The organism is Bacillus sp. JK106 (assembly GCF_053663355.1).
The window spans coordinates 1-21,838 of sequence record NZ_JBSJQC010000006.1 but is presented as its reverse complement, the minus strand read 5'-3'; the positions used below and the strand labels follow the sequence as shown (position 1 = coordinate 21,838).

Genomic DNA, 21,838 nt, shown 5'->3' with positions numbered 1-21,838 from the left:
ATGTTATTACCAAAACGCGTTAAATATCGCAGAGAGCATCGCGGAAAAATGCGCGGTCGCGCTAAAGGCGGTACTGAAGTACATTTTGGTGAGTACGGTATCCAGGCTCTTGAAGCTTCTTGGATCACGAACCGCCAAATCGAAGCTGCACGTATTGCGATGACTCGTTACATGAAACGTGGCGGTAAAGTTTGGATTAAAATTTTCCCTTCAAAACCTTACACTGCTAAACCGCTTGAGGTACGGATGGGTTCCGGTAAAGGGGCTCCTGAAGGCTGGGTAGCTGTTGTAAAACCGGGCAAAGTTTTATTTGAAATTTCTGGTGTGTCTGAAGAGGTAGCTCGTGAAGCTCTTCGTCTTGCATCTCACAAATTGCCAATTAAAACGAAGTTCGTAAAACGTGAAGAAATTGGTGGTGAATCAAATGAAAGCTAATGAAATTCGTGACCTTACCACTGCTGAAATTGAACAAAAAGTAAAGTCTCTTAAAGAAGAACTTTTCAATCTTCGCTTTCAATTAGCGACAGGACAACTTGAAAATACTGCTCGCATTCGTGAAGTGCGCAAAGCTATCGCGCGCATGAAAACTGTGATTCGTGAAAGAGAAATTGCTGCCAACAAATAATCACTGAGGGGAGGTCGTGAGCATGAGCGAACGTAACCAACGCAAAGTTTACCAAGGCCGTGTTGTTTCTGACAAAATGGATAAAACCATCACTGTTGTTGTTGAAACATACAAAAAGGATCCTATTTACGGTAAACGCGTAAAATACTCAAAGAAATTCAAAGCACATGATGAAAATAACCAAGCTAAAATCGGAGACATCGTAAAGATCATGGAAACTCGTCCATTATCTGCAACTAAGCGTTTTCGTCTAGTAGAAGTTGTCGAAGAAGCTGTTATTATCTAATAAAGTTCGGAATTCTTTTTCCGAAGGGAGGTAACAAATAATGATTCAACAAGAGACTCGTTTAAAAGTTGCTGACAACTCCGGTGCGCGTGAGGTACTTACTATTAAAGTTCTTGGCGGTTCTGGACGTAAAACGGCTAACATTGGTGATGTAATTGTTTGCACGGTTAAACAAGCAACACCAGGAGGCGTTGTCAAAAAAGGTGAAGTCGTAAGAGCTGTTATCGTTCGCACAAAAAGCGGTGCACGCAGATCTGACGGATCATACATCAGCTTCGATGAGAATGCATGTGTTATCATCCGTGACGACAAGAGCCCGCGTGGAACTCGTATCTTCGGACCGGTTGCCCGTGAATTACGTGAAAACAACTTCATGAAAATTGTTTCTCTGGCTCCAGAAGTTATCTAATGAAATAAATGCCTTACTCAAGGAGGTGCGATCAGGATGCATGTGAAAAAAGGCGATAAAGTAATGGTTATCTCTGGTAAAGATAAAGGCAAACAAGGTACGATCCTTGCTGCTTTCCCTAAAAAGGACCGCGTTCTAGTTGAGGGCGTAAACATGGTGAAGAAGCACTCTAAACCAACTCAAGCAAACCCTCAAGGCGGTATTTCTAATCAAGAGGCGCCAATTCATGTATCAAACGTTATGCCGCTCGATCCTAAAACAGGTGAAGTGACTCGCGTAGGATACAAAGTGGAAGATGGCAAAAAAGTTCGTGTTGCAAAAAAATCTGGGCAAGTCTTAGATAAATAGTATTTAAAGGAAGGGAGGTCTATCTCATGAACCGCCTTAAAGAAAAGTACAATAAAGAAATTTCACCTGCTTTAATGACGAAGTTCAACTACGACTCTGTTATGCAGGTGCCAAAAATCGAAAAAATCGTAATCAACATGGGTGTCGGTGATGCTGTTCAAAACGCAAAAGCAATCGACAGTGCTGTTGAAGAATTAACGTTTATCGCAGGTCAAAAACCTGTCGTTACTCGTGCGAAGAAATCAATTGCTGGATTCCGTCTTCGTGAGGGAATGCCTATCGGTGCGAAAGTAACTCTTCGCGGAGAGCGCATGTATGATTTCCTTGATAAACTTATTTCTGTATCTTTACCGCGTGTACGTGACTTCCGCGGGATTTCTAAGAAATCTTTCGACGGTCGCGGAAACTACACTCTTGGTATCAAAGAACAGTTAATCTTCCCTGAAATTGACTACGATAAAGTAACAAAGGTTCGCGGAATGGACATCGTTATCGTAACGACTGCTAACTCTGACGAAGAGGCTCGTGAGCTATTAACTCAAGTAGGTATGCCGTTCCAGAAATAATCAATGAAAGGGAGGCGAAATCGTGGCTAAAAAGTCAATGATTGCGAAACAACAACGTACACCAAAGTTTAAAGTGCAAGAGTACACTCGCTGTGAACGCTGCGGACGTCCGCACTCAGTCATTCGTAAATTTAAACTTTGCCGTATTTGTTTCCGTGAGCTTGCATATAAAGGACAAATTCCTGGCGTGAAAAAAGCCAGCTGGTAATCCCCAAGAATGGGAAGGAGGTAATTATATAATGGTTATGACAGATCCAATTGCAGATATGCTGACTCGTATTCGCAATGCAAACATGGTACGTCATGAGAAGCTTGAAATTCCTGCTTCTAAATTGAAAAGAGAAATTGCTGACATTTTAAAGCGTGAAGGTTTCATTCGTGACGTTGAGTTCGTAGAAGACAGCAAACAAGGTATCATCCGCGTTTTCTTGAAATACGGACAAAACAACGAGCGCGTTATCACTGGTCTTAAAAGAATCAGCAAACCAGGTTTGCGTGTATACGCTAAATCAAATGAAGTACCTCGCGTACTTAACGGTCTTGGAATCGCGATTATTTCTACATCACAAGGTGTTTTAACGGACAAAGAAGCCCGTGCAAAACAAGCTGGTGGAGAAGTTCTAGCATACGTTTGGTAAGAAGTTTAACAAGAATGGAGGTGTTTTAGTATGTCTCGTGTAGGTAAAAAACTGCTTGAGATCCCTTCTGGAGTTACAGTAACGCTGAACGAAGGCAACACTGTAGCTGTAAAAGGACCAAAAGGAGAATTAACTCGTACTTTCCATCCTGATATGGAAATCAAAATTGAGGACAACGTGCTTACAGTTACTCGTCCTTCTGATCACAAAGAGCACCGTGCGCTGCATGGTACGACTCGCAGTCTGCTTGGAAACATGGTTGAAGGCGTATCTAAAGGATTTGAAAGAGGTTTGGAATTAGTCGGTGTCGGTTATCGTGCGGCTAAATCCGGAAACAAACTTGTTTTAAACGTTGGATACTCTCACCCTGTTGAGATCGTTCCTGAAGAGGGCATCGAAATCGAAGTTCCTTCTCAAACTAAAGTAGTTGTAAAAGGTACAGACAAAGAGCGTGTAGGAGCTATCGCTGCTAACATCCGCGCTGTACGTTCTCCAGAGCCTTACAAAGGTAAAGGAATCCGCTACGAAGGTGAAGTTGTTCGCCGTAAAGAAGGTAAATCTGCTAAGTAAGACCGCTTAAAGTGAAGAAAGGAGTGACCTAAGGATGATTACGAAAACTAGCAAAAATGCTGCTCGTCAAAAAAGACATGCCCGTGTTCGTGCTAAACTTTCAGGCACAGCTGAAAGACCTCGTCTGAATGTGTTCCGTTCAAACAAACACATTTATGCTCAAATCATCGATGATGTAAATGGCGTTACACTTGCTAGTGCCTCTACTCTCGATAAAGATTTGAACGTGGAAAGCACTGGTGACAGCGCTGCTGCTGCTAAAGTCGGTGAACTCGTTGCGAAACGCGCTTCTGAGAAAGGTGTTTCTGACGTAGTATTTGACCGCGGCGGATACTTATACCATGGACGTGTAAAAGCTCTGGCCGATGCAGCTCGTGAAGCCGGACTGAAATTTTAATAAAAAAAGGAGGGACACATGATTATGCGTCGTATTGACCCAAGCAAATTAGAGTTAGAAGAACGCTTAGTTACGGTTAACCGCGTAGCGAAAGTTGTTAAAGGTGGTCGTCGTTTCCGTTTCGCAGCTCTAGTCGTTGTCGGTGACAAAAACGGTCACGTAGGTTTCGGTACTGGTAAAGCACAAGAAGTACCTGAAGCAATCCGCAAAGCTGTTGAAGATGCGAAAAAGAATTTGATTGAAGTACCAATGGTTGGAACTACGATTCCACACGAAATCATCGGACGTTTCGGTGCAGGCAATATCTTGTTGAAACCTGCTTCTGAAGGTACTGGAGTTATCGCTGGAGGCCCTGTACGTGCGGTACTTGAGCTTGCTGGCGTTGCTGATATCCTTTCTAAGTCTTTAGGTTCTAACACACCGATCAACATGATCCGTGCAACACTTCAAGGTTTAAGTGAGCTTAAACGTGCCGAAGACGTTGCGAAGCTTCGTGGAAAATCTGTAGAAGAACTGTTAGGATAAGGAGGGAACATTAATGGCTAAATTAGAAATTACCCTCAAACGCAGTGTAATCGGTCGCCCGGAAGATCAGCGCGTTACTGTAAGAACACTTGGTTTAAAGAAAACAAACCAAACTGTCGTTCATGAAGATAACGCTGCGATCCGCGGTATGATTAATAAAGTATCTCATCTAGTTTCTGTTAAAGAACAATAAAAATAAATTATAGGCTAAGGAGGTGTCCTAATGAAACTTCATGAATTAAAGCCTTCAGAAGGTTCACGTAAAGTACGCAATCGCGTAGGTCGTGGTATTGGTTCTGGTAACGGTAAAACAGCTGGTAAAGGTCACAAAGGTCAAAACGCTCGTTCTGGCGGCGGTGTACGCCCTGGATTCGAGGGGGGACAAATGCCTTTATTCCAACGTCTTCCTAAGCGCGGTTTTACAAACATCAACCGTAAGGAATACGCTATTGTGAACGTAGACAAATTGAACGGTTTTGCGGAAGGAACGGAAGTCACTCCTGAACTTCTTCTTGAGACTGGTGTTATTAGCAAACTTAATGCAGGAGTAAAGATTCTTGGCAACGGTAAATTAGAGAAAAAATTAACTGTAAAAGCCAATAAATTCTCTGCTTCTGCGAAAGAAGCTGTTGAAGCTGCTGGCGGTACAGCTGAGGTGATCTAACTTGTTTAAGACAATCTCCAACTTTATGCGTGTGAGTGATATTCGGAATAAAATCATTTTTACATTACTCATGCTTATCGTCTTTCGCATAGGTGCGTTTATCCCTGTGCCATATGTAAATGCTCAGGCGTTGCAGACACAAAGTTCGATGGGGGTTTTTGATCTCCTTAACACATTTGGCGGCGGTGCGCTTTATCAGTTCTCCATTTTTGCGATGGGAATTACGCCTTACATCACTGCTTCCATCATCATTCAGCTGCTTCAGATGGATGTTGTGCCGAAGTTTACCGAGTGGTCTAAGCAAGGTGAAGTCGGCCGCCGTAAATTAGCTCAGTTCACGAGATATTTTACGATTGTGCTTGGTTTTATCCAGGCATTAGGTATGTCTTACGGGTTTAACAACCTGGCAAACGGTATGCTGATTGAAAAATCCGGCATATCGACATATCTGATTATTGCTTTAGTACTCACTGGAGGAACTGCTTTTTTAATGTGGCTGGGAGAACAAATTACTTCCAATGGAGTAGGTAACGGAATTTCGATCATCATCTTCGCGGGGATTGTGGCTAGTATTCCGAAAACTGTTGGGCAGATTTATGAGACTCAATTTGTCGGCAGCAGCGATCAGCTGTTTATTCATATTGTAAAAATCGCTTTACTGGTGATTGCGATTTTGGCCGTTATTGTTGGTGTTATTTTCATTCAGCAGGCCGTACGCAAAATCGCGATTCAATATGCAAAAGGGCAAGGTCGTTCACCTGTTGGCGGAGGCCAGTCAACTCACCTTCCGCTTAAAGTGAATCCGGCAGGGGTTATTCCGGTAATCTTTGCGGTTGCGTTCCTTATTACGCCGCGTACTATCGCGTCATTTTTTGGAGAAAACGATGTGACAAAGTGGATTCAAGCCAACTTTGACAATACACATCCGGTGGGCATGACGGTTTATGTCGCATTAATTATCGCCTTTACGTACTTCTATGCTTTTGTGCAGGTAAACCCTGAACAAATGGCTGATAACCTTAAAAAACAGGGTGGCTATATCCCGGGGGTTCGTCCAGGGAAAATGACTCAAGATAGAATTACGAGCATTTTGTATCGACTTACGTTTGTGGGTTCTATATTCTTAGCCGTGATTTCCATTCTTCCTATCTTTTTCATTCAATTCGCTGGATTGCCTCAAAGTGCACAGATTGGCGGAACATCATTGTTAATTGTCGTCGGGGTAGCCTTGGAGACAATGAAGCAGCTGGAGAGCCAGTTAGTGAAACGTAATTACCGAGGATTTATGAAAAATTAGAGGACTGGTTTTAACCATTCCTCTTAATAAGAGAGGACGGGGGAAATCCGAATGAACTTAGTCTTAATGGGACTTCCTGGAGCCGGTAAAGGCACACAGGGAGAACGAATTGTTGAGGATTATGGGATACCTCATATCTCAACGGGAGATATGTTCCGTGCTGCTATGAAAGAAGAAACACCACTCGGACTCGAAGCAAAGTCTTATATTGATAAAGGCGAGCTCGTACCGGACGAAGTCACAATCGGCATTGTCAAAGAAAGACTCGGCAAAGATGATTGTGAAAGAGGTTTTCTTCTGGACGGATTTCCGCGAACAGTCGCTCAGGCTGAAGCTCTTGAAAACATTCTTGAGGAATACGGCAAGCCGATTGATTATGTCATTAACATTAAAGTAGACAAAGACTCTTTAATGGAACGTTTGACTGGACGCAGAATTTGCAGTGTTTGCGGCACAACCTATCATTTGGTTTTCAATCCGCCGAAAACGCCGGGTGTTTGTGATAAAGACGGAGGAGACCTTTATCAACGGGCAGATGATAATGAGGAAACCGTCTCAAAACGGCTTGAGGTCAACATGAAGCAGACTCAGCCTTTACTCGATTTTTATTCTGAGAAAGGGTATCTTGTCAACGTCAATGGCCAGCAGGACATTAACGACGTGTACAAAGATGTGAAAGAGCTTCTTGGAGGATTGAGCAAATGATTATCTGTAAGACCCCTCGTGAGCTTAGCATCATGCGGGAGGCAGGGCGAATCGTGGCTTTGACTCATGAAGAGATGAAAAAGCACATTAAACCAGGAATCTCGACAAAAGAATTGGATCAAATTGCCGAACGTTTTATTGAGAAGCAGGGTGCAATCCCATCTTTTAAGGGGTATAATGGGTTTCGCGGGAGCATCTGTGTATCAGTTAATGAAGAACTCGTTCACGGAATTCCCGGTAAAAGGGTTTTGCGTGACGGTGACATTATCAGCATTGATATCGGTGCTAAATTAAATGGTTATCATGGTGACTCTGCTTGGACATATCCGGTAGGAAACATCAGTGATGATGATAAACGACTGCTGGAAGTGACAGAGGAGTCTTTATATAAAGGCTTGAAGGAAGCAAAACCAGGTGAACGTTTGTCGAATATTTCCCACGCAATACAAACGTATGTCGAAAAGGAGCAGTTTTCAGTTGTTAGGGAGTATGTCGGACATGGTGTTGGTCAAGACTTGCATGAGGATCCGCAAATTCCTCATTACGGTCCGCCAAACAAAGGACCTAGGCTGAAGCCTGGCATGGTTCTCGCTATAGAACCGATGGTTAACGCTGGCAGCCGATATGTGAAAACATTGGCTGATAACTGGACGGTTGTAACGGTAGATGGGAAAAAGTGTGCTCATTTTGAACATACGATTGCGATTACGGAAACGGGTTTTGATATACTGACAAAAGTCTAGATGATGAAATGAATTCCATGACACATGTTTTTCATTCCGCACTTGGGCAGATTGTAGGTTTACAATTGGTCGGAAGAAAAACCGGCTAGCTGCTGTCATCGGAATGAAGACTCATCATCGTGTACTAAAGCAGACGGAGAAAAGCGTACATTTCATTCTCCTTAGAAAAAGAATATCAATCATTCACCCTTTATGATTGCGTATCTCCGGAAGTTCAGAACAGTATAAACGAAACAGGGCGTGTGACAAACGGATAACTGAGATTTTCTCTTTTGAAATTTGTCAGAGAGCAAGTTACTGATTTGAAGAAGGGAGAACACTTGAATGGCGAAAGACGATGTAATTGAAGTGGAAGGTACGATTGTCGAAACACTGCCAAACGCGATGTTCAAAGTTGAACTCGAAAATGGCCATACGGTTTTGGCTCACGTATCTGGTAAAATCCGCATGCACTTCATTCGCATTTTACCTGGAGACAAAGTTACGGTAGAATTATCTCCATATGACTTAACTCGTGGCAGGATTACGTACCGTTACAAATAAAGCACTCCGGAAACTGAAGGAGGTTGGAAACACATGAAAGTGAGACCATCAGTTAAACCAATCTGCGAGAAATGTAAAGTTATTCGCAGAAAAGGAAAAGTAATGGTGATCTGTGAAAATCCAAAGCATAAACAAAAACAAGGATAATTAATAAGGAGGTGCCCAGAGAATGGCTCGTATTGCTGGTGTAGATATCCCACGTGACAAACGTGTTGTTATTTCTTTAACATATGTCTTCGGAATTGGCCGCACAACGGCTCAGCAAGTCTTGAAAGAGGCTGGTGTTTCTGAAGATACTCGTGTGCGTGATCTTACTGAAGAAGAACTTGGTAAAATCCGTGATGTTATTGACAAACTGAAAGTAGAAGGTGACCTTCGCCGTGAAGTTTCTCTTAACATCAAGCGTCTGATCGAAATCGGAAGCTACCGCGGAATCCGCCATCGCAGAGGTTTGCCTGTTCGCGGACAAAACTCTAAAAACAATGCGCGTACTCGTAAAGGTCCGCGTCGTACTGTAGCTAACAAGAAAAAATAAGTAAGGGAGGTACCTAAACAATGGCTGCTGCTCGTAAACAAAACACGCGTAAACGTCGCGTGAAAAAGAATATTGAGTCAGGAATCGCTCATATTCGTTCAACTTTCAACAACACGATCGTTACGATCACTGATACTCATGGTAATGCTCTTTCTTGGTCAAGTGCCGGAGCTCTAGGATTCAGAGGTTCTCGTAAATCGACTCCTTTTGCTGCGCAAATGGCTGCTGAAACAGCTGCTAAAGGTTCAATCGAACACGGACTTAAAACTCTTGAAGTAACTGTTAAAGGACCAGGTTCTGGCCGTGAAGCTGCAATCCGTGCTTTACAAGCTGCCGGACTTGAAGTTACAGCTATCAGAGACGTAACTCCTGTTCCTCATAATGGATGCCGTCCACCAAAACGTCGCCGCGTGTAATTTGTTTGTATAGATTTTGTGTCCCTGTCAATAATGGGTTATGATACAGTTATTTATGAAACGAATGCACCGACTCGTTGCCTGAGCACATACGGGACTAAACAATGGGGAATTTCGGATGGAATCTCATATGATTCTATTCGAGGTTTCGACGTTTTGAAGGAGGGTTTTAAGTAATGATCGAGATTGAAAAACCAAAAATCGAAACGGTTGAAATCAGCGACGATGCCAAATTTGGTAAGTTTGTCGTAGAGCCGCTTGAGCGTGGATATGGTACAACTCTGGGTAACTCCTTACGTCGTATCCTCTTATCCTCACTCCCTGGTGCCGCTGTAACATCGATCCAGATAGATGGTGTACTGCACGAATTCTCGACAATCGAAGGCGTTGTGGAAGATGTTACAACGATAATCTTGCACATTAAAAAGCTTGCATTGAAAATCTACTCTGATGAAGAGAAGACGCTTGAAATTGATGTACAGGGCGAAGGAACTGTCACAGCAGCTGATATTACACACGACAGCGATGTTGAAATCCTTAATCCGGATCTTCATATCGCGACTCTTGGTGAGAATGCGAGTTTCCGAGTTCGCCTTACTGCACAAAGAGGACGTGGGTATACACCTGCTGATTCGAACAAAAGAGACGATCAGCCAATCGGCGTGATTCCGATCGATTCAATCTTTACGCCAGTTTCTCGTTTATCTTATCAGGTAGAAAACACTCGTGTAGGCCAGGTTGCAAACTATGACAAACTTACACTTGATGTTTGGACTGACGGAAGCACTGGACCGAAGGAAGCAATTGCTCTCGGTTCAAAGATTTTAACTGAACACCTTAATATATTCGTCGGTTTAACTGACGAAGCTCAGCATGCTGAAATCATGGTTGAAAAAGAAGAGGACCAAAAAGAAAAAGTTCTTGAAATGACGATTGAGGAACTTGATCTTTCTGTCCGTTCTTACAACTGCTTGAAGCGTGCGGGCATTAACACGGTTCAAGAACTTGCGAACAAGACGGAAGAAGATATGATGAAAGTTCGCAACCTGGGACGCAAATCACTTGAAGAAGTGAAAGCGAAACTTGAAGAACTTGGACTCGGCCTTCGCAAAGACGATTGATCTAGTTTCCATGTGAACTAGGATTTTCGTGTGTTTTTTAATTAGAAACAGCATTCCATTAAAGGAGGGGACATCACATGTCATACAGAAAACTAGGACGTACGAGTTCACAGCGTAAAGCTATGCTTCGTGATCTTACAACAGATTTGATCATCAACGAAAGAATTGAAACAACTGAAACACGTGCGAAAGAACTTCGCTCTGTTGTTGAAAAGATGATCACTCTTGGTAAGCGCGGTGACTTGCATGCTCGTCGTCAAGCTGCTGCATACATTCGCAACGAGGTTGCTAATGAAGAAAATAACCAAGATGCACTTCAAAAATTATTCTCTGACATTGCAACTCGTTACGAGGAGCGCCAAGGCGGATACACACGTATTATGAAGCTTGGTCCTCGCCGTGGTGACGGTGCACCAATGGCAATCATCGAATTGGTTTAATCACATATTTTTGTGTATCTAAAGAAGGGCGGGACAGTTTCTAACTGGATCTATGCCCTTTTTTTAGATATCAGAACTTTTTATCATGAGACAGAAAAGCAGAGCTATAGCTGAGAGGAGGTCAGGCGCCCGTGGATCAAAAACAGCTTATATCCGTAAAAGACATTCTATTCCGCTACCGCAAAGATGCAGAAAGACCGGCGCTGGACGGTGTGAGTCTGGAGGTATATGAAGGAGAATGGCTTGCTATCGTAGGTCACAACGGTTCAGGGAAGTCGACTTTGGCCAGAGCGCTGAACGGGCTGATTTTGCCTGAGGCCGGAGAAATTGAAGTCGGCGGCATCAAGCTGACTGAGGATACCGTGTGGGATGTGCGAAAAAAAATAGGGATGGTCTTTCAGAATCCCGATAACCAATTTGTCGGAACGACTGTTCGCGATGATGTGGCTTTTGGTTTAGAAAACAATGGTGTTCCGCGCGAAGAAATGATTGAGAGAGTAGATTGGGCTGTCACACAAGTCAATATGCAGGATTTTCTTGATCAAGAGCCGCACCATCTCTCCGGAGGTCAAAAACAAAGAGTGGCGATCGCGGGAATTATTGCCGCGCGTCCTGATATTATGATTTTGGATGAAGCGACATCCATGCTTGACCCGATTGGGAGAGAAGAAGTCCTTGATACTGTCAGACGCTTAAAAGATCAGGGCATGGCCACCGTCATTTCGATAACACATGACCTGGAAGAAGCCGCAAGGGCGGACAGGATCATTGTGATGAACGGCGGCAGGAAATATGCAGAGGGCACGCCTGAAGAGATTTTTAAATTAAATGAAGACTTGGTTCGCATCGGTCTTGATTTGCCTTTCTCATTCCAGCTCAGCCTGCTTTTGAAAGAAAGCGGACTGGCGTTAACGAAAAACCATCTGACTCAGGAAGGGCTGGTGAATGAGCTGTGGACATTAAAATCAAAGATGTAGAACACCGCTATCAAATGAAGACACCGTTTGAACGGCTTGCTCTGTATGATATCAATGCCGTGATAAAAGAGGGTAGCTACGTTGCCGTCATCGGGCATACAGGGTCGGGCAAATCGACGCTCCTGCAGCATTTAAACGGTTTGCTGAAACCGACTAAAGGACAGCTTGAGCTCGGGAGCACGATTCTGGCAGCCGGTAAAAAAAATAAAGACCTTAAGACTTTGCGAAAAAAAGTCGGAATCGTTTTCCAATTTCCCGAACATCAGCTGTTTGAAGAGACTGTGCTGAAGGACATCGCATTCGGACCGATGAATTTCGGTGTAAAAAAAGAAGACGCTGAACGGAAAGCAAAAGAAATGCTGGGGCTTGTGGGCCTTCCGGAAGACATTTTGGATCGTTCACCGTTTGAGCTCAGCGGCGGCCAGATGCGGAGAGTGGCGATTGCCGGCGTTCTCGCGATGGAGCCGGAAGTGCTGGTTTTGGATGAACCGACGGCCGGTCTTGATCCGAGAGGGCGCCAGGACATTATGGACATGTTCTATGCGCTTCATCAGCGGGGAAACCTGACTACCGTTCTCGTCACCCACAGCATGGAGGACGCCGCCCGCTATGCTGACGAAATGATCGTCATGCACAAAGGAACCATTAAAGCGACGGGGAGTCCGCGTGACTTGTTTGTAAAAGGTGAAGAGATGGCCGAAATGGGACTGGATCTTCCTGAGTCGGTGAAGTTTCAGAGACGGCTTGAGAAGGCTCTCGGAGTCAAGTATGAGAAACCCATGCTGACCCTGCAGGATGCCGCGAGCGAAATTAAGGCTTTCTTTCAGGAGGAAAAGGACCAATGATGGACAGCATGATTATCGGAAAGTATGTTCCCGGATCATCGCTTATTCACCGATTGGACCCGCGAACAAAACTTGTCAGCATCTTTCTTTTTGTATGTATCGTTTTTTTGGCAAACAACGTACAGACGTACGCTTTGCTCGGTTTGTTTACATTCGGGGTGATCGCCTTAACACGAGTGCCGTTCAGCTTTTTGCTGAAGGGGCTTAAGCCGATTATCTGGATTGTGGCGTTTACCTTTTTATTACACATTTTCATGACGCATGAAGGATCTGTCATTTTTCAGCTTGGCTGGTTTAAAGTGTATGAGGGCGGACTTATACAGGGGATTTTTATCTCCCTCCGTTTCGTTTACCTTATCTTTATGACGACGCTGCTGACGCTGACAACAACGCCGATTGAAATAACGGATGGAATGGAGCAGCTCCTGAATCCTTTTAAAAAGGTGAAGTTGCCTGTACACGAACTCGCATTGATGATGTCGATATCATTGCGATTTATCCCGACATTGATGGAAGAGACAGATAAAATCATGAAGGCGCAAATGGCGAGGGGTGCGGACTTTACAAGCGGCCCGGTGAAAGACAGAATCAAAGCGGTTGTTCCGCTGCTTGTCCCGCTGTTTGTCAGCGCCTTTAAACGCGCGGAAGAGCTTGCGGTCGCCATGGAGGCGAGAGGCTACCAGGGCGGTGAGGGGAGAACGAAATACAGAAAGCTCGTCTGGACCGGAAAGGATACCGGAGCCATTCTGCTCATCATCGTATTAGCCGTGTTATTGTTTTTCTTAAGAAGTTAGAGGTGCTGCTGAATGAGAGTGAAATGTACCATTGCTTATGACGGGCATTTATTTAACGGATATCAGGTTCAGCCTGGAAAGCGGACCGTTCAAAGTGAATTGGAAAAAGCGCTGGCCGTCATCCACAAAACGGATGGCAGGGTGCCTGTCATCTCATCGGGCCGCACGGACAGCGATGTTCATGCTGCCGGGCAGGTCATTCATTTTGATACGCCGCTGTCCATCCCGGCTGAGAAATGGCCGTTTGCGCTCAATGCCCTGCTGCCTGATGATATTGCCGTCAAAACAGCAGAGATTGCGGATGATGGGTTCCATGCACGATTTAGCGCGGTCCAAAAGGAATATCGCTACTTTGTATATACGGAGAAACACCCGGACGTATTTAAACGACATTACGCTTACCATTTTGCATATCAGCTTAATGTGCAGAAAATGAGGGAAGCTTCAAGGCACCTCATCGGGACACATGATTTCACAAGCTTTTGCGCGGCTGATACCGCGGTTCAGGATAAGGTCAGAACGATTTACGAGCTGGATTGGACTGAGACCGGAGACGGCCTGCAGATGCGGATCACCGGAAACGGTTTTCTCTATAATATGGTCAGAATCATTGCCGGAACGTTATTGGATACAGGAGCTGGAAAATTTTCTCCCGATGATGTAAAAGCAATGCTCAAAGCGAAGGATCGCGAAGCCGCGGGGCGCACCGCACCGGGGCACGGGCTGTATTTATGGAGCGTTTGCTATGACAACTAAACCAGGTGTAACATTTTCTTGACAGAGTCTGCATAAAGTTATAAGATATCATATGGTATGTATTTCAACCCCACGATAAGCCCCGGAACTTATTGTGTTGTGAAATAGAACGTAACAGAAGTTTATGAAAAAATGACAGATCATTTAGGAGGGAATTAAATGCGTACAACACCTATGGCTAACGCAAGTACTATTGAACGCAAGTGGTTAGTTGTTGATGCAGCAGGCAAGACTTTAGGACGTCTTTCTACAGAAGTTGCATCTATCCTTCGCGGGAAACACAAACCGACTTACACACCGCACGTTGATACTGGAGATCATGTGATCATCATCAACGCTGAAAAAATCGAGTTAACTGGTAAAAAGTTAACTGATAAAATCTACTACCGTCACACAATGCACCCAGGCGGTCTGAAATCAAGAACAGCTCTTGAAATGCGTACAAACTACCCTGAGAAAATGCTTGAGCTTGCTATCAAAGGCATGCTTCCAAAAGGTTCTCTAGGTCGTCAAATGTTCAAGAAATTGAACGTATACCGTGGTTCTGAGCATCCACATGAAGCACAAAAACCTGAAGTTTACGAACTTCGCGGTTAATTAAAAAGGAGGTTACCAATTTGGCACAGGTTCAATATTACGGTACTGGCCGTCGTAAAAGTTCTGTAGCGCGTGTGCGCTTAGTTCCAGGAGAAGGTCGTATCGTCGTTAATAATCGTGAAATCAGCGAGCACATTCCATCTCCGGCTCTAATCGAAGATATCAAACAACCATTAACTTTAACTGAAACAGCTGGTACTTATGATGTTTTAGTAAACGTACATGGAGGCGGCTTATCTGGTCAAGCTGGAGCAATCCGTCACGGTATCGCTCGTGCTTTGCTTGAAGCAGATCCAGAATACCGTGCAACACTTAAACGTGCTGGTCTTCTGACTCGTGACGCTCGTATGAAAGAACGTAAAAAATACGGTCTTAAAGGCGCTCGTCGTGCACCTCAGTTCTCAAAACGTTAATCGTTTTGGATGGCAAAAACCACAACTTCTTGGTTGTGGTTTTTTTGTATTTTTTTCTCATATCGAAGAGGTTATCCGATGTTTTTCTAGAATTGTTTGTTATACTCTATTCATTACCAATAAGGAGCGCAGTTATAATGAATAAGTTAGTCATACATAACAGCAAGGCATGGGATAAAAAAGTCGAAACAGGCAATGAATGGACGGTTGCGGTTGATTCTCATACGATTGGTGAAGCGAAAAAAGGCAATTGGAGCATCAGAATGACCCCCGGAAAAGATGTGCCGGCGGATTGGTTTCCGCCCATAGACGGTCTGAAGGTTCTTTGTCTTGCTTCAGGAGGAGGACAGCAAGGGCCGGTCCTTGCTGCTGCAGGAGCGGACGTCACCATCTTTGACAATTCGGAAAAACAGCTTGCGCAAGACAGAATGGTTGCCGAGCGGGACGATCTTACGCTTCGGACTGTCAAAGGCAGCATGAATGATCTGAGCTGTTTTGATGATGAGACATTTGATTTTATCGTGCACCCGGTATCGAATTGCTTTGTTGATACGGTTCTTCCGGTATGGAAAGAAGCTCATCGCGTATTGAAAAAAGGCGGGTCTTTAGTCTCCGGTTTTGTAAATCCCGTCGTGTTCTTATTTGATATGGATTTAGAGCAGGAAGGCGTACTAAAAGTAAAGTATTCCATTCCGTTTTCGGATGAAAAAGATCTGAGTAAGAAAAAGGTAAAGGAACTTATTGATAATCATGAAGCGCTTGAATTCGGCCATACGCTGGAGGATCAAATTAAAGGTCAGATTGACGCAGGCTTTATGGTTGCCGGTTTTTACGAGGACAAAGGCGGCCTCGTGCTGGATGAATACATTAATACATACTCCGTAACAAGAAGCATTAAAATATAAAAACGGCATCCCGTCAGAGGTGCTGTTTTTTTGCGGCTTTTTCCTGCGGACGGCTGATCACATTAGCCGAAACCGGTTCTATTCCAATTTCTCTGGCCCAAACTGACAGTTGTCCCATATGGTGAATCTCATGCGCAAGGATGTGGCGGAGAATATCTTCTTTAGGAAAGGTTTGGTCCATCCAGTCCGGCTTAACAAGATCCGGCCCTTTGCGGGAGACCGCATGAATGACATCCTCCCGATACTGTTCAGACAGCTTTCTGAGATCCTGAATGCTCGTATAGTCAGACTCAGCGGGTAAAACATCATCTTTACCTAAAATGGCACGAGCCCAGCTGATCTCGACATCAATGATATGAAATAAAGTCCGCAAGATGCTCTCCATTCCGCCTGTCCGGGTTTTCGTCATTTCCTCCCGGCTCAGCTTTTCACATATCATAAACCACTCGTCACGCACCGTCCAATTGTATTGAAACAGCTTTTTCATCACGTCACCTCAGCTCTTTATTCTTCCAGTTAACATGAAACTCCTTCATTTGGGAGGATTTCCACTATCAACAAAGCATGCTTTCTCCCTTTTCCTTTCAAAATAACAGTAAAAAGGAGCGTGGCTGGCAATGGCAGAAGTATTATCTTTTTCAGACGTGAAACGGCAGAAGGATTATGAGCTTGAGAAGAGTTTACTAAAGGAGCTGTCACTGACGCAGATCATTCAGTCCGTAAAAGCATGTCTTACCCCTTTGTTTCCCTTTCTTCAAGACGAAAACGGCATTCTGAGTGAAGGATGCATAGATTTTGCAATTGAAGCGTATTTATTAGGCGGCCGGTTCGGCGTCTTTGGCTATTATGGTGAGTCTTTGCAGAGGGCAAACGCCCGTTCGGCTGAAGAAGAGGAAGAACTGACGGCCGATTTTTTTGAATATCTTTGCAATTGGACGCATGAGCAATATTCTTCCGTTGAACAAAAAGAAATCTATGAAGCGTCCTGCCGGTTTATCAACAGCTGGTGGACGGAAGGATTTCTGCAAAGGGAAAAACAATGTAAGCTCCGCATGAGGTAATCATAATTTCTTCCCTTGTCCCATACTTATTAATAACGGGGACAAGCGGGAGGGGAAGATATGACAAAAAAGCTGAAATGGCTCGGTTTTTTACTTGGCTTTATCATATTATTGTGTTTATTCCGGTTTCAATTCCATAATGATGATTCCTGGCGGCCGTGGAGCCTGCCGCTGAGCGGGAAAATCATCTATCTCGATCCGGGACACGGCGGGCCGGACGGAGGCGCCACGGGAGGCAGTCACCTTGAAAAGGACATTACTCTCGAAGTGGCCTCCAGGGTCAGAGACTATTTGCAGGAGCAGGGAGCTTTGGTCATTATGACGCGGGAGACGGATACTGATTTAGCTCCTGAAGGGACGAGAGGCTACAGCCGACGCAAAGCGGAAGATCTGAGAAAGCGCGTGGAGATCATCAACCGTTCAGAGGCGGAGCTTTATATCAGCATTCATCTGAACGCCATACCGTCACCGAGATGGAGCGGCGCCCAAAGCTTCTACTATGGAAAATACGAAGAGAATGAAAAAGTGGCAAAATATATACAGGACGAATTGAGAATCAATTTGGAGAATACAACGAGAAAGGCAAAACGGATACACGGCATTTACTTAATGCAGAATGTAACCAAACCGGGCGCGCTGGTGGAAATCGGATTTCTGTCCAATCCCGCGGAAGCGAAAAGGCTCGGCCAGCCTAAATATCAGGACAAAATCGCTTCTTCCGTGTATAAGGGCGTATTGAGATATTTCACAGAGAAAGGAGACCCTCCCGAGTAAGGAGGGTTTTTCGCCGATTCTGCGTTTAATATATGGTATAATACCATTTGTAAACGAATACACAAAGGGTGAGGGTTCGATGATAAGAGAAGATGAAGTAAGAAATATAGTCGGAAACATGCGCGAACCTTTTCTTCATAGACCGCTGGGAGAATTGGATGCCATTAAAGAAGTAAAGGTCAAGCCGGAAAAACGGCATGTCAGTGTAAAAATTGCATTGGCAAAAACGGGGACGGCTGAACAGATGGGCATTCAGCAGGAAATCGTATCCGTTTTGAAAGAAGCGGGTGCGGAAACTGTCGGACTGCGGTTTGAAGAGCTGCCGGAAGAAACATTGGCGAAATTCAGCCGGCCTGCTGCTGAAAGCGAAACTCTGCTGAATAGGAAACATCCGCCGGTCTTTCTTGCGGTGGCAAGCGGAAAAGGCGGTGTCGGCAAATCAACGGTTTCCGTCAACCTGGCCATTTCTCTTGCGCGGCTCGGCAAAAAAGTCGGCTTGATCGACGCGGATATATACGGATTCAGCGTGCCGGACATGATGGGTATTACCGTTCGCCCGACAGTTGAAGGAGAAAAACTGCTTCCTGTCGAAAGATTTGGAGTAAAGGTTATGTCGATGGGCTTTTTCGTCGAAGAAAACGCTCCGGTTGTGTGGAGAGGGCCGATGCTGGGCAAGATGCTGAATAACTTCTTCCATGAGGTTGACTGGGGAGAGGTTGACTATATCGTTCTCGACCTGCCGCCCGGCACGGGTGATGTGGCGCTCGATGTACACACGATGCTTCCGAGCTGCAAAGAGATTATCGTATCAACGCCGCACCCTACAGCCGCATTTGTAGCGGCGAGAGCGGGTTCTATGGCGATTAAGACCGATCATGAAGTTGTAGGGGTCATTGAAAATATGGCTTATTATGAAAGTGCAAAAACCGGCGAGAGAGAATATGTGTTCGGTCAAGGCGGGGGAGATAAGCTTGCAGAGGAATTGCAGGTGCCGCTGCTTGGCAGAATTCCTTTAAAACAGCCTGATTGGGACAAGGACCAGTTTGCGCCTTCTGTCTATGACAGAAGTCATCCGATCGGGGAAATTTATATGGGAATCGCCCAGAAAGTCATTGAAAAAACAGCTGAATAAAAAAGGGGCCGGGATCAACACGGCCCGGCCTTTTATTGGCTTTCTTTTTCAGAGCTTGAAGCCGCTTTTTTCAATTCATCCTCGAATTGCTTTTTGAAAAGCGGGCTGGAAAGTGTCTCTGTAATTACATCTTCTAAGTAACTGCGGAACTTTTGGCTTTTCACCAGCTCATAGTATTTTTTATCCATGCCGGGGTCCTGCATGATCTGCATAAAACTTTTCTGATAATCAGGGTCTTTCATCAGTTTTTTTATGATTTTTTCGTGCTCGGGCTGAAGCGTTTTTGCAAAGCTCTCGGCGAACTTTGAGTCTTCAAAGATGGTTTTCCAGAACTCCGCCCCTTTTTTAGAGGTGAGGGTTTTCTCTATTGTGCCTTTAATGGCATTTTGATCAATCACCAATGCCTCATTCATCGCATCATCATTTAATATTTCCTTAATTGCTTTTTTTCCATCATCTGTCTTTAATATATCAACAACCATTTTTTTAGTCTGGTCATAATCCATATCCGCTGCTTGGTCTTTTGGAGCACAAGCTGTTACAGATAATACAACAAAACAGCTTATCAATAGCGTTTTGGCTTTTGACATGCATAAGCTCCTTCCTTACTTGTACTTATTTTTAATATGATTCATCGGAATGGATTTATACATAACAAAATATCGCTGAACGCGATTGTCAGGGGGATGAATAAGAGATGAAAAGCCGCGGGCTTGTTCGATTTTTCTTTTCGATTTTAGCTGTGGGCGCTCTTATTACAAGCGTCGTGGGATTTGCACTGAAGTGGGGGGAGTACAAGGAGTTCTTTCTGAATTTTGAGGCCGGTCAGATTTTCTCCGTTCTGATCTGGTTTATCGGGGTAGGCATGATTTTCAGTGTGATCAGCCAGATGGGATTCTTCGTTTTTCTGACAGTGCACCGGTTTGCCCTTGAAATTCTCAGATCAAACTCGCTTTGGAATCTGCTTCAGCTGTTTATCATTCTGTTTGTCGCTTTTGATTTAATGTACGTCAGATTTTTGTTTTTTGGTGAGCGGGATGACTCGATTGCGGGGTTTGTCTGGCTGCCGCTGGCTCTGCTTGCCGTCGGCCTGTTGACGGCGTATATAAAACAAAAGCAGTCCTCAAAAAATACGTTCGTTTCATCATTATTTTTAATGGTCGTAATTACAGCGCTTGAATGGGTTCCTGCGCTAAGAGTGAATAATGAGGACTGGCTTTATTTGATGCTGATTCCGCTGATGGGCTGCAATGCGTTTCAGCTGTTAATGCTGCCGAAGTTTGCCCAGAGGTAGTTATTTCACTTCTGATGACTTGACGTCAGTATTTGCGATCAGGTCGCCGACTGTCACGTTTTTCAGTCCTTTTTGCTTTAAATTGTGAATGATGGCGGGGAGCGCTTCTTCGGTCTGTGTTGCTGAATCAGAGGCGTGCAGCAGGACAATGTCGCCTCCTTTTATATGACTGTTTACATTTTCAATGATTTTATCAGGACCGGGATTTGTCCAATCCTGCGAGTTAACGCTGTAATGAACCACTGAATAGCGGTACTGCTGTGCAATGGTAAGAACCTTTTTATTAAATTGTCCGGTCGGCGGGCGGAGTAAATGAACATTCTTCACACCCAGCTTTTTAAATGCGGTCTGGGCCCGGAGGATATCTTTTTTTATTTCATTGTCCTCTAGGTTGGTATAATTCTTATACGCATATCCCATGCTGCCGATTTGATGTCCGTCTTTTACCATACGTTCAACTGTGTCCGGGTGCCGTTCCGCCCAAGAAGCTGACAGAAAAAAAGTGGCGTTTTTAATACCGTTTGCTTTTAGCGCGTTCAGAATCGGAACCGCTTTTTCGTCGCCCCAGCTGATATCGAATGTTAATGCGACTTCGCCCGCTTTCGTTTCCCCTTTTGAAATAGCCTTCGGGCCGCTATCAGTTAAAAATACAGGAAGGGGGACGGCTCTCTGTATATAAAAAAAGCTGGCTGCTGCAAATGCGGCAATGATAATAATAAGCAGCTGTTTTATCCTTCTGATGTGCCACACGTAGAAGTGGTTCACTGATGACGCCTCCTTATCTTGTCCATGCTTGATTACATCGTATGCCGCGGCGGAGATGAATATAACGAAATACGTTTCAAAAAAAACGAAAAAAATACTTGCTAAATTCAGCGGATGCATGGTATATTATTAAACGTCGCTGATGGACAGCAGACAACAACAAAAAGCTTCGGAAACAACTTAAAAAAGTTGTTGACATAAAAGAAGCTGGGTGGTAAGATAATAAAGCTGCTTCAACAAGCGGCAATGATCTTTGAAAACTAAACAAGACAAAACGTACCTGTTAATTCAAAGTTTTAAATAAATCGCACAGCGATGTGCGTAGTCAGTCAAACTACTTTATCGGAGAGTTTGATCCTGGCTCAGGACGAACGCTGGCGGCGTGCCTAATACATGCAAGTCGAGCGGACAGATGGGAGCTTGCTCCCTGATGTTAGCGGCGGACGGGTGAGTAACACGTGGGTAACCTGCCTGTAAGACTGGGATAACTCCGGGAAACCGGGGCTAATACCGGATGGTTGTTTGAACCGCATGGTTCAGACATAAAAGGTGGCTTTGGCTACCACTTACAGATGGACCCGCGGCGCATTAGCTAGTTGGTGAGGTAACGGCTCACCAAGGCGACGATGCGTAGCCGACCTGAGAGGGTGATCGGCCACACTGGGACTGAGACACGGCCCAGACTCCTACGGGAGGC

36 protein-coding genes, 1 rRNA gene and 1 pseudogene are annotated in these 21,838 nt (G+C 44.6%); 35 read left to right on the top strand and 3 right to left on the bottom strand.

The genetic code is table 11. The features are described from left to right. The 30 genes and pseudogenes from rplP (at position 1) to ACWJJS_RS19015 (ending at position 16,115) form a co-directional block, all read left to right on the top strand. Positions 1–435, top strand: coding sequence for a 50S ribosomal protein L16 (gene rplP, locus ACWJJS_RS19160; RefSeq protein WP_003156478.1), 435 nt, complete (start codon positions 1–3; stop codon positions 433–435). Beyond that, the gene (rpmC, locus tag ACWJJS_RS19155) at positions 425–625 is read left to right on the top strand and encodes a 50S ribosomal protein L29 (RefSeq protein WP_003156482.1); all 201 of its coding nucleotides are present in this window, start codon (positions 425–427) and stop codon (positions 623–625) included. Before rplP ends, rpmC begins: the two co-directional genes overlap by 11 nt. Positions 626–647: 22 nt before the next feature. Beyond that, positions 648–911 carry a 30S ribosomal protein S17 gene (gene rpsQ / locus ACWJJS_RS19150; protein ID WP_003156484.1) on the top strand — a complete coding sequence of 88 codons (264 nt, stop codon included), beginning with the start codon at positions 648–650 and terminating at the stop codon, positions 909–911. A gap of 40 nt (positions 912–951) precedes the next feature. Next, positions 952–1,320 (top strand): 50S ribosomal protein L14, encoded by a 369-nt coding sequence (gene rplN / locus ACWJJS_RS19145; RefSeq protein ID WP_003156485.1) that lies wholly within the window; start codon positions 952–954, stop codon positions 1,318–1,320. 36 nt (positions 1,321–1,356) lie between these two features. Continuing rightward, entirely contained in the window at positions 1,357–1,668 is a 312-nt protein-coding gene (gene rplX, locus ACWJJS_RS19140; protein WP_003156486.1) for a 50S ribosomal protein L24, read from the top strand. Positions 1,669–1,694: 26 nt separating this feature from the next. Beyond that, positions 1,695–2,234, top strand: coding sequence for a 50S ribosomal protein L5 (gene rplE / locus ACWJJS_RS19135; RefSeq protein ID WP_003156487.1), 540 nt, complete (start codon positions 1,695–1,697; stop codon positions 2,232–2,234). Between the two features lie 22 nt (positions 2,235–2,256). After that, positions 2,257–2,442: a 30S ribosomal protein S14 gene (gene rpsN / locus ACWJJS_RS19130; RefSeq protein ID WP_003156488.1), complete on the top strand. Its 186-nt coding sequence runs from the start codon at positions 2,257–2,259 to the stop codon at positions 2,440–2,442. Between the two features lie 31 nt (positions 2,443–2,473). Beyond that, a complete protein-coding gene (gene rpsH / locus ACWJJS_RS19125) occupies positions 2,474–2,872 on the top strand; it encodes a 30S ribosomal protein S8 (protein ID WP_003156489.1) in 399 nt (132 codons plus the stop codon). A gap of 30 nt (positions 2,873–2,902) precedes the next feature. Further along, positions 2,903–3,442, top strand: a complete 540-nt coding sequence (rplF, locus tag ACWJJS_RS19120; protein ID WP_003156490.1) for a 50S ribosomal protein L6 — start codon at positions 2,903–2,905, stop codon at positions 3,440–3,442. 34 nt (positions 3,443–3,476) lie between these two features. Continuing rightward, positions 3,477–3,839: a 50S ribosomal protein L18 gene (gene rplR / locus ACWJJS_RS19115; RefSeq protein ID WP_003156492.1), complete on the top strand. Its 363-nt coding sequence runs from the start codon at positions 3,477–3,479 to the stop codon at positions 3,837–3,839. 24 nt (positions 3,840–3,863) lie between these two features. Continuing rightward, complete coding sequence (rpsE, locus tag ACWJJS_RS19110) at positions 3,864–4,364, top strand: 30S ribosomal protein S5 (RefSeq protein WP_003328273.1); 501 nt, start codon at positions 3,864–3,866, stop codon at positions 4,362–4,364. 13 nt (positions 4,365–4,377) lie between these two features. After that, a complete protein-coding gene (gene rpmD / locus ACWJJS_RS19105; RefSeq protein ID WP_003156497.1) occupies positions 4,378–4,557 on the top strand; it encodes a 50S ribosomal protein L30 in 180 nt (59 codons plus the stop codon). A gap of 30 nt (positions 4,558–4,587) precedes the next feature. Next, entirely contained in the window at positions 4,588–5,028 is a 441-nt protein-coding gene (gene rplO, locus ACWJJS_RS19100) for a 50S ribosomal protein L15 (RefSeq protein ID WP_003156499.1), read from the top strand. A gap of 1 nt (position 5,029) precedes the next feature. Next, the gene (secY, locus tag ACWJJS_RS19095) at positions 5,030–6,325 is read left to right on the top strand and encodes a preprotein translocase subunit SecY (protein WP_003156501.1); all 1,296 of its coding nucleotides are present in this window, start codon (positions 5,030–5,032) and stop codon (positions 6,323–6,325) included. Between the two features lie 51 nt (positions 6,326–6,376). Beyond that, positions 6,377–7,030: an adenylate kinase gene (locus tag ACWJJS_RS19090; RefSeq protein ID WP_007410407.1), complete on the top strand. Its 654-nt coding sequence runs from the start codon at positions 6,377–6,379 to the stop codon at positions 7,028–7,030. Continuing rightward, a complete protein-coding gene (gene map / locus ACWJJS_RS19085) occupies positions 7,027–7,773 on the top strand; it encodes a type I methionyl aminopeptidase (protein WP_094247298.1) in 747 nt (248 codons plus the stop codon). Before ACWJJS_RS19090 ends, map begins: the two co-directional genes overlap by 4 nt. Before the next feature lie 64 nt (positions 7,774–7,837). Then, positions 7,838–8,120: pseudogene (locus ACWJJS_RS19080) on the top strand (KOW domain-containing RNA-binding protein). After that, positions 8,098–8,316, top strand: a complete 219-nt coding sequence (gene infA, locus ACWJJS_RS19075) for a translation initiation factor IF-1 (protein ID WP_003156508.1) — start codon at positions 8,098–8,100, stop codon at positions 8,314–8,316. The pseudogene ACWJJS_RS19080 and the gene infA overlap by 23 nt, the downstream one beginning before the upstream one ends. A 33-nt stretch (positions 8,317–8,349) precedes the next feature. Beyond that, positions 8,350–8,463, top strand: coding sequence for a 50S ribosomal protein L36 (rpmJ, locus tag ACWJJS_RS19070; protein ID WP_003156543.1), 114 nt, complete (start codon positions 8,350–8,352; stop codon positions 8,461–8,463). Positions 8,464–8,485: 22 nt separating this feature from the next. Beyond that, positions 8,486–8,851, top strand: a complete 366-nt coding sequence (gene rpsM, locus ACWJJS_RS19065; RefSeq protein WP_003156545.1) for a 30S ribosomal protein S13 — start codon at positions 8,486–8,488, stop codon at positions 8,849–8,851. 20 nt (positions 8,852–8,871) lie between these two features. After that, positions 8,872–9,267 (top strand): 30S ribosomal protein S11, encoded by a 396-nt coding sequence (gene rpsK / locus ACWJJS_RS19060; protein WP_007410409.1) that lies wholly within the window; start codon positions 8,872–8,874, stop codon positions 9,265–9,267. 176 nt (positions 9,268–9,443) lie between these two features. Next, positions 9,444–10,388 (top strand): DNA-directed RNA polymerase subunit alpha, encoded by a 945-nt coding sequence (locus tag ACWJJS_RS19055; RefSeq protein ID WP_003156549.1) that lies wholly within the window; start codon positions 9,444–9,446, stop codon positions 10,386–10,388. A 77-nt stretch (positions 10,389–10,465) separates the two neighbouring features. Further along, entirely contained in the window at positions 10,466–10,828 is a 363-nt protein-coding gene (gene rplQ / locus ACWJJS_RS19050) for a 50S ribosomal protein L17 (protein WP_003156550.1), read from the top strand. Between the two features lie 131 nt (positions 10,829–10,959). Further along, positions 10,960–11,805, top strand: coding sequence for an energy-coupling factor ABC transporter ATP-binding protein (locus tag ACWJJS_RS19045; protein ID WP_007615256.1), 846 nt, complete (start codon positions 10,960–10,962; stop codon positions 11,803–11,805). Then, positions 11,781–12,650, top strand: a complete 870-nt coding sequence (locus tag ACWJJS_RS19040) for an energy-coupling factor ABC transporter ATP-binding protein (protein ID WP_014416754.1) — start codon at positions 11,781–11,783, stop codon at positions 12,648–12,650. Before ACWJJS_RS19045 ends, ACWJJS_RS19040 begins: the two co-directional genes overlap by 25 nt. Then, positions 12,647–13,444 carry an energy-coupling factor transporter transmembrane component T family protein gene (locus tag ACWJJS_RS19035; RefSeq protein WP_014304219.1) on the top strand — a complete coding sequence of 266 codons (798 nt, stop codon included), beginning with the start codon at positions 12,647–12,649 and terminating at the stop codon, positions 13,442–13,444. Before ACWJJS_RS19040 ends, ACWJJS_RS19035 begins: the two co-directional genes overlap by 4 nt. Positions 13,445–13,456: 12 nt before the next feature. Further along, positions 13,457–14,200, top strand: a complete 744-nt coding sequence (gene truA / locus ACWJJS_RS19030) for a tRNA pseudouridine(38-40) synthase TruA (RefSeq protein ID WP_070081274.1) — start codon at positions 13,457–13,459, stop codon at positions 14,198–14,200. 159 nt (positions 14,201–14,359) lie between these two features. Then, positions 14,360–14,797 (top strand): 50S ribosomal protein L13, encoded by a 438-nt coding sequence (gene rplM, locus ACWJJS_RS19025; RefSeq protein WP_003156556.1) that lies wholly within the window; start codon positions 14,360–14,362, stop codon positions 14,795–14,797. A 20-nt stretch (positions 14,798–14,817) separates the two neighbouring features. Beyond that, on the top strand, positions 14,818–15,210 hold the full coding sequence (rpsI, locus tag ACWJJS_RS19020) for a 30S ribosomal protein S9 (RefSeq protein ID WP_003225846.1): 393 nt from the start codon (positions 14,818–14,820) through the stop codon (positions 15,208–15,210). A gap of 137 nt (positions 15,211–15,347) precedes the next feature. Beyond that, complete coding sequence (locus ACWJJS_RS19015) at positions 15,348–16,115, top strand: class I SAM-dependent methyltransferase (protein ID WP_070081275.1); 768 nt, start codon at positions 15,348–15,350, stop codon at positions 16,113–16,115. A 13-nt stretch (positions 16,116–16,128) separates the two neighbouring features. Here the strand turns inward: ACWJJS_RS19015 and ACWJJS_RS19010 are convergent, their stop codons facing one another. Further along, the gene (locus ACWJJS_RS19010) at positions 16,129–16,602 is read right to left on the bottom strand and encodes a DinB family protein (RefSeq protein WP_151140332.1); all 474 of its coding nucleotides are present in this window, start codon (positions 16,600–16,602) and stop codon (positions 16,129–16,131) included. A 130-nt stretch (positions 16,603–16,732) separates the two neighbouring features. Between ACWJJS_RS19010 and ACWJJS_RS19005 the strand changes: the two genes are divergently transcribed. The 3 genes from ACWJJS_RS19005 to ACWJJS_RS18995 all read left to right on the top strand — a co-directional run bounded on the left by ACWJJS_RS19005 (position 16,733) and on the right by ACWJJS_RS18995 (position 19,082). Next, positions 16,733–17,176, top strand: a complete 444-nt coding sequence (locus ACWJJS_RS19005; RefSeq protein ID WP_003156564.1) for a DUF2521 family protein — start codon at positions 16,733–16,735, stop codon at positions 17,174–17,176. Positions 17,177–17,236: 60 nt separating this feature from the next. Beyond that, entirely contained in the window at positions 17,237–17,950 is a 714-nt protein-coding gene (cwlD, locus tag ACWJJS_RS19000; RefSeq protein ID WP_070081277.1) for an N-acetylmuramoyl-L-alanine amidase CwlD, read from the top strand. A 79-nt stretch (positions 17,951–18,029) separates the two neighbouring features. Next, on the top strand, positions 18,030–19,082 hold the full coding sequence (locus ACWJJS_RS18995; protein WP_003156567.1) for an Mrp/NBP35 family ATP-binding protein: 1,053 nt from the start codon (positions 18,030–18,032) through the stop codon (positions 19,080–19,082). A 32-nt stretch (positions 19,083–19,114) separates the two neighbouring features. Here the strand turns inward: ACWJJS_RS18995 and gerD are convergent, their stop codons facing one another. Then, entirely contained in the window at positions 19,115–19,672 is a 558-nt protein-coding gene (gene gerD, locus ACWJJS_RS18990) for a spore germination lipoprotein GerD (protein ID WP_007615280.1), read from the bottom strand. A gap of 107 nt (positions 19,673–19,779) precedes the next feature. On the opposite strand from gerD, the gene kbaA reads away from it, so the two are divergent. Continuing rightward, positions 19,780–20,376 (top strand): KinB-signaling pathway activation protein, encoded by a 597-nt coding sequence (kbaA, locus tag ACWJJS_RS18985; RefSeq protein WP_198863450.1) that lies wholly within the window; start codon positions 19,780–19,782, stop codon positions 20,374–20,376. Here the strand turns inward: kbaA and pdaB are convergent, their stop codons facing one another. Then, on the bottom strand, positions 20,377–21,141 hold the full coding sequence (pdaB, locus tag ACWJJS_RS18980; protein WP_065180728.1) for a polysaccharide deacetylase family sporulation protein PdaB: 765 nt from the start codon (positions 21,139–21,141) through the stop codon (positions 20,377–20,379). Between the two features lie 339 nt (positions 21,142–21,480). Here pdaB and ACWJJS_RS18975 point away from each other — a divergent pair. After that, positions 21,481–21,838 (top strand): 16S ribosomal RNA (locus tag ACWJJS_RS18975); the annotation flags it as partial.

Bases quoted from the DNA above. Each gene is read 5' to 3' on its own strand.
- rplP (WP_003156478.1), top strand. From the start codon at position 1: ATGTTATTACCAAAACGCGTTAAATATCGCAGAGAGCATCGCGGAAAA.
- rpmC (WP_003156482.1), top strand. From the start codon at position 425: ATGAAAGCTAATGAAATTCGTGACCTTACCACTGCTGAAATTGAACAA.
- rpsQ (WP_003156484.1), top strand. From the start codon at position 648: ATGAGCGAACGTAACCAACGCAAAGTTTACCAAGGCCGTGTTGTTTCT.
- rplN (WP_003156485.1), top strand. From the start codon at position 952: ATGATTCAACAAGAGACTCGTTTAAAAGTTGCTGACAACTCCGGTGCG.
- rplX (WP_003156486.1), top strand. From the start codon at position 1,357: ATGCATGTGAAAAAAGGCGATAAAGTAATGGTTATCTCTGGTAAAGAT.
- rplE (WP_003156487.1), top strand. From the start codon at position 1,695: ATGAACCGCCTTAAAGAAAAGTACAATAAAGAAATTTCACCTGCTTTA.
- rpsH (WP_003156489.1), top strand. From the start codon at position 2,474: ATGGTTATGACAGATCCAATTGCAGATATGCTGACTCGTATTCGCAAT.
- rplF (WP_003156490.1), top strand. From the start codon at position 2,903: ATGTCTCGTGTAGGTAAAAAACTGCTTGAGATCCCTTCTGGAGTTACA.
- rplR (WP_003156492.1), top strand. From the start codon at position 3,477: ATGATTACGAAAACTAGCAAAAATGCTGCTCGTCAAAAAAGACATGCC.
- rpsE (WP_003328273.1), top strand. From the start codon at position 3,864: ATGCGTCGTATTGACCCAAGCAAATTAGAGTTAGAAGAACGCTTAGTT.
- rpmD (WP_003156497.1), top strand. From the start codon at position 4,378: ATGGCTAAATTAGAAATTACCCTCAAACGCAGTGTAATCGGTCGCCCG.
- rplO (WP_003156499.1), top strand. From the start codon at position 4,588: ATGAAACTTCATGAATTAAAGCCTTCAGAAGGTTCACGTAAAGTACGC.
- ACWJJS_RS19090 (WP_007410407.1), top strand. From the start codon at position 6,377: ATGAACTTAGTCTTAATGGGACTTCCTGGAGCCGGTAAAGGCACACAG.
- map (WP_094247298.1), top strand. From the start codon at position 7,027: ATGATTATCTGTAAGACCCCTCGTGAGCTTAGCATCATGCGGGAGGCA.
- infA (WP_003156508.1), top strand. From the start codon at position 8,098: ATGGCGAAAGACGATGTAATTGAAGTGGAAGGTACGATTGTCGAAACA.
- rpmJ (WP_003156543.1), top strand. From the start codon at position 8,350: ATGAAAGTGAGACCATCAGTTAAACCAATCTGCGAGAAATGTAAAGTT.
- rpsM (WP_003156545.1), top strand. From the start codon at position 8,486: ATGGCTCGTATTGCTGGTGTAGATATCCCACGTGACAAACGTGTTGTT.
- rpsK (WP_007410409.1), top strand. From the start codon at position 8,872: ATGGCTGCTGCTCGTAAACAAAACACGCGTAAACGTCGCGTGAAAAAG.
- ACWJJS_RS19055 (WP_003156549.1), top strand. From the start codon at position 9,444: ATGATCGAGATTGAAAAACCAAAAATCGAAACGGTTGAAATCAGCGAC.
- rplQ (WP_003156550.1), top strand. From the start codon at position 10,466: ATGTCATACAGAAAACTAGGACGTACGAGTTCACAGCGTAAAGCTATG.
- ACWJJS_RS19035 (WP_014304219.1), top strand. From the start codon at position 12,647: ATGATGGACAGCATGATTATCGGAAAGTATGTTCCCGGATCATCGCTT.
- truA (WP_070081274.1), top strand. From the start codon at position 13,457: ATGAGAGTGAAATGTACCATTGCTTATGACGGGCATTTATTTAACGGA.
- rplM (WP_003156556.1), top strand. From the start codon at position 14,360: ATGCGTACAACACCTATGGCTAACGCAAGTACTATTGAACGCAAGTGG.
- ACWJJS_RS19015 (WP_070081275.1), top strand. From the start codon at position 15,348: ATGAATAAGTTAGTCATACATAACAGCAAGGCATGGGATAAAAAAGTC.
- ACWJJS_RS19010 (WP_151140332.1), bottom strand. From the start codon at position 16,602: ATGAAAAAGCTGTTTCAATACAATTGGACGGTGCGTGACGAGTGGTTT.
- ACWJJS_RS19005 (WP_003156564.1), top strand. From the start codon at position 16,733: ATGGCAGAAGTATTATCTTTTTCAGACGTGAAACGGCAGAAGGATTAT.
- cwlD (WP_070081277.1), top strand. From the start codon at position 17,237: ATGACAAAAAAGCTGAAATGGCTCGGTTTTTTACTTGGCTTTATCATA.
- ACWJJS_RS18995 (WP_003156567.1), top strand. From the start codon at position 18,030: ATGATAAGAGAAGATGAAGTAAGAAATATAGTCGGAAACATGCGCGAA.
- gerD (WP_007615280.1), bottom strand. From the start codon at position 19,672: ATGTCAAAAGCCAAAACGCTATTGATAAGCTGTTTTGTTGTATTATCT.
- kbaA (WP_198863450.1), top strand. From the start codon at position 19,780: ATGAAAAGCCGCGGGCTTGTTCGATTTTTCTTTTCGATTTTAGCTGTG.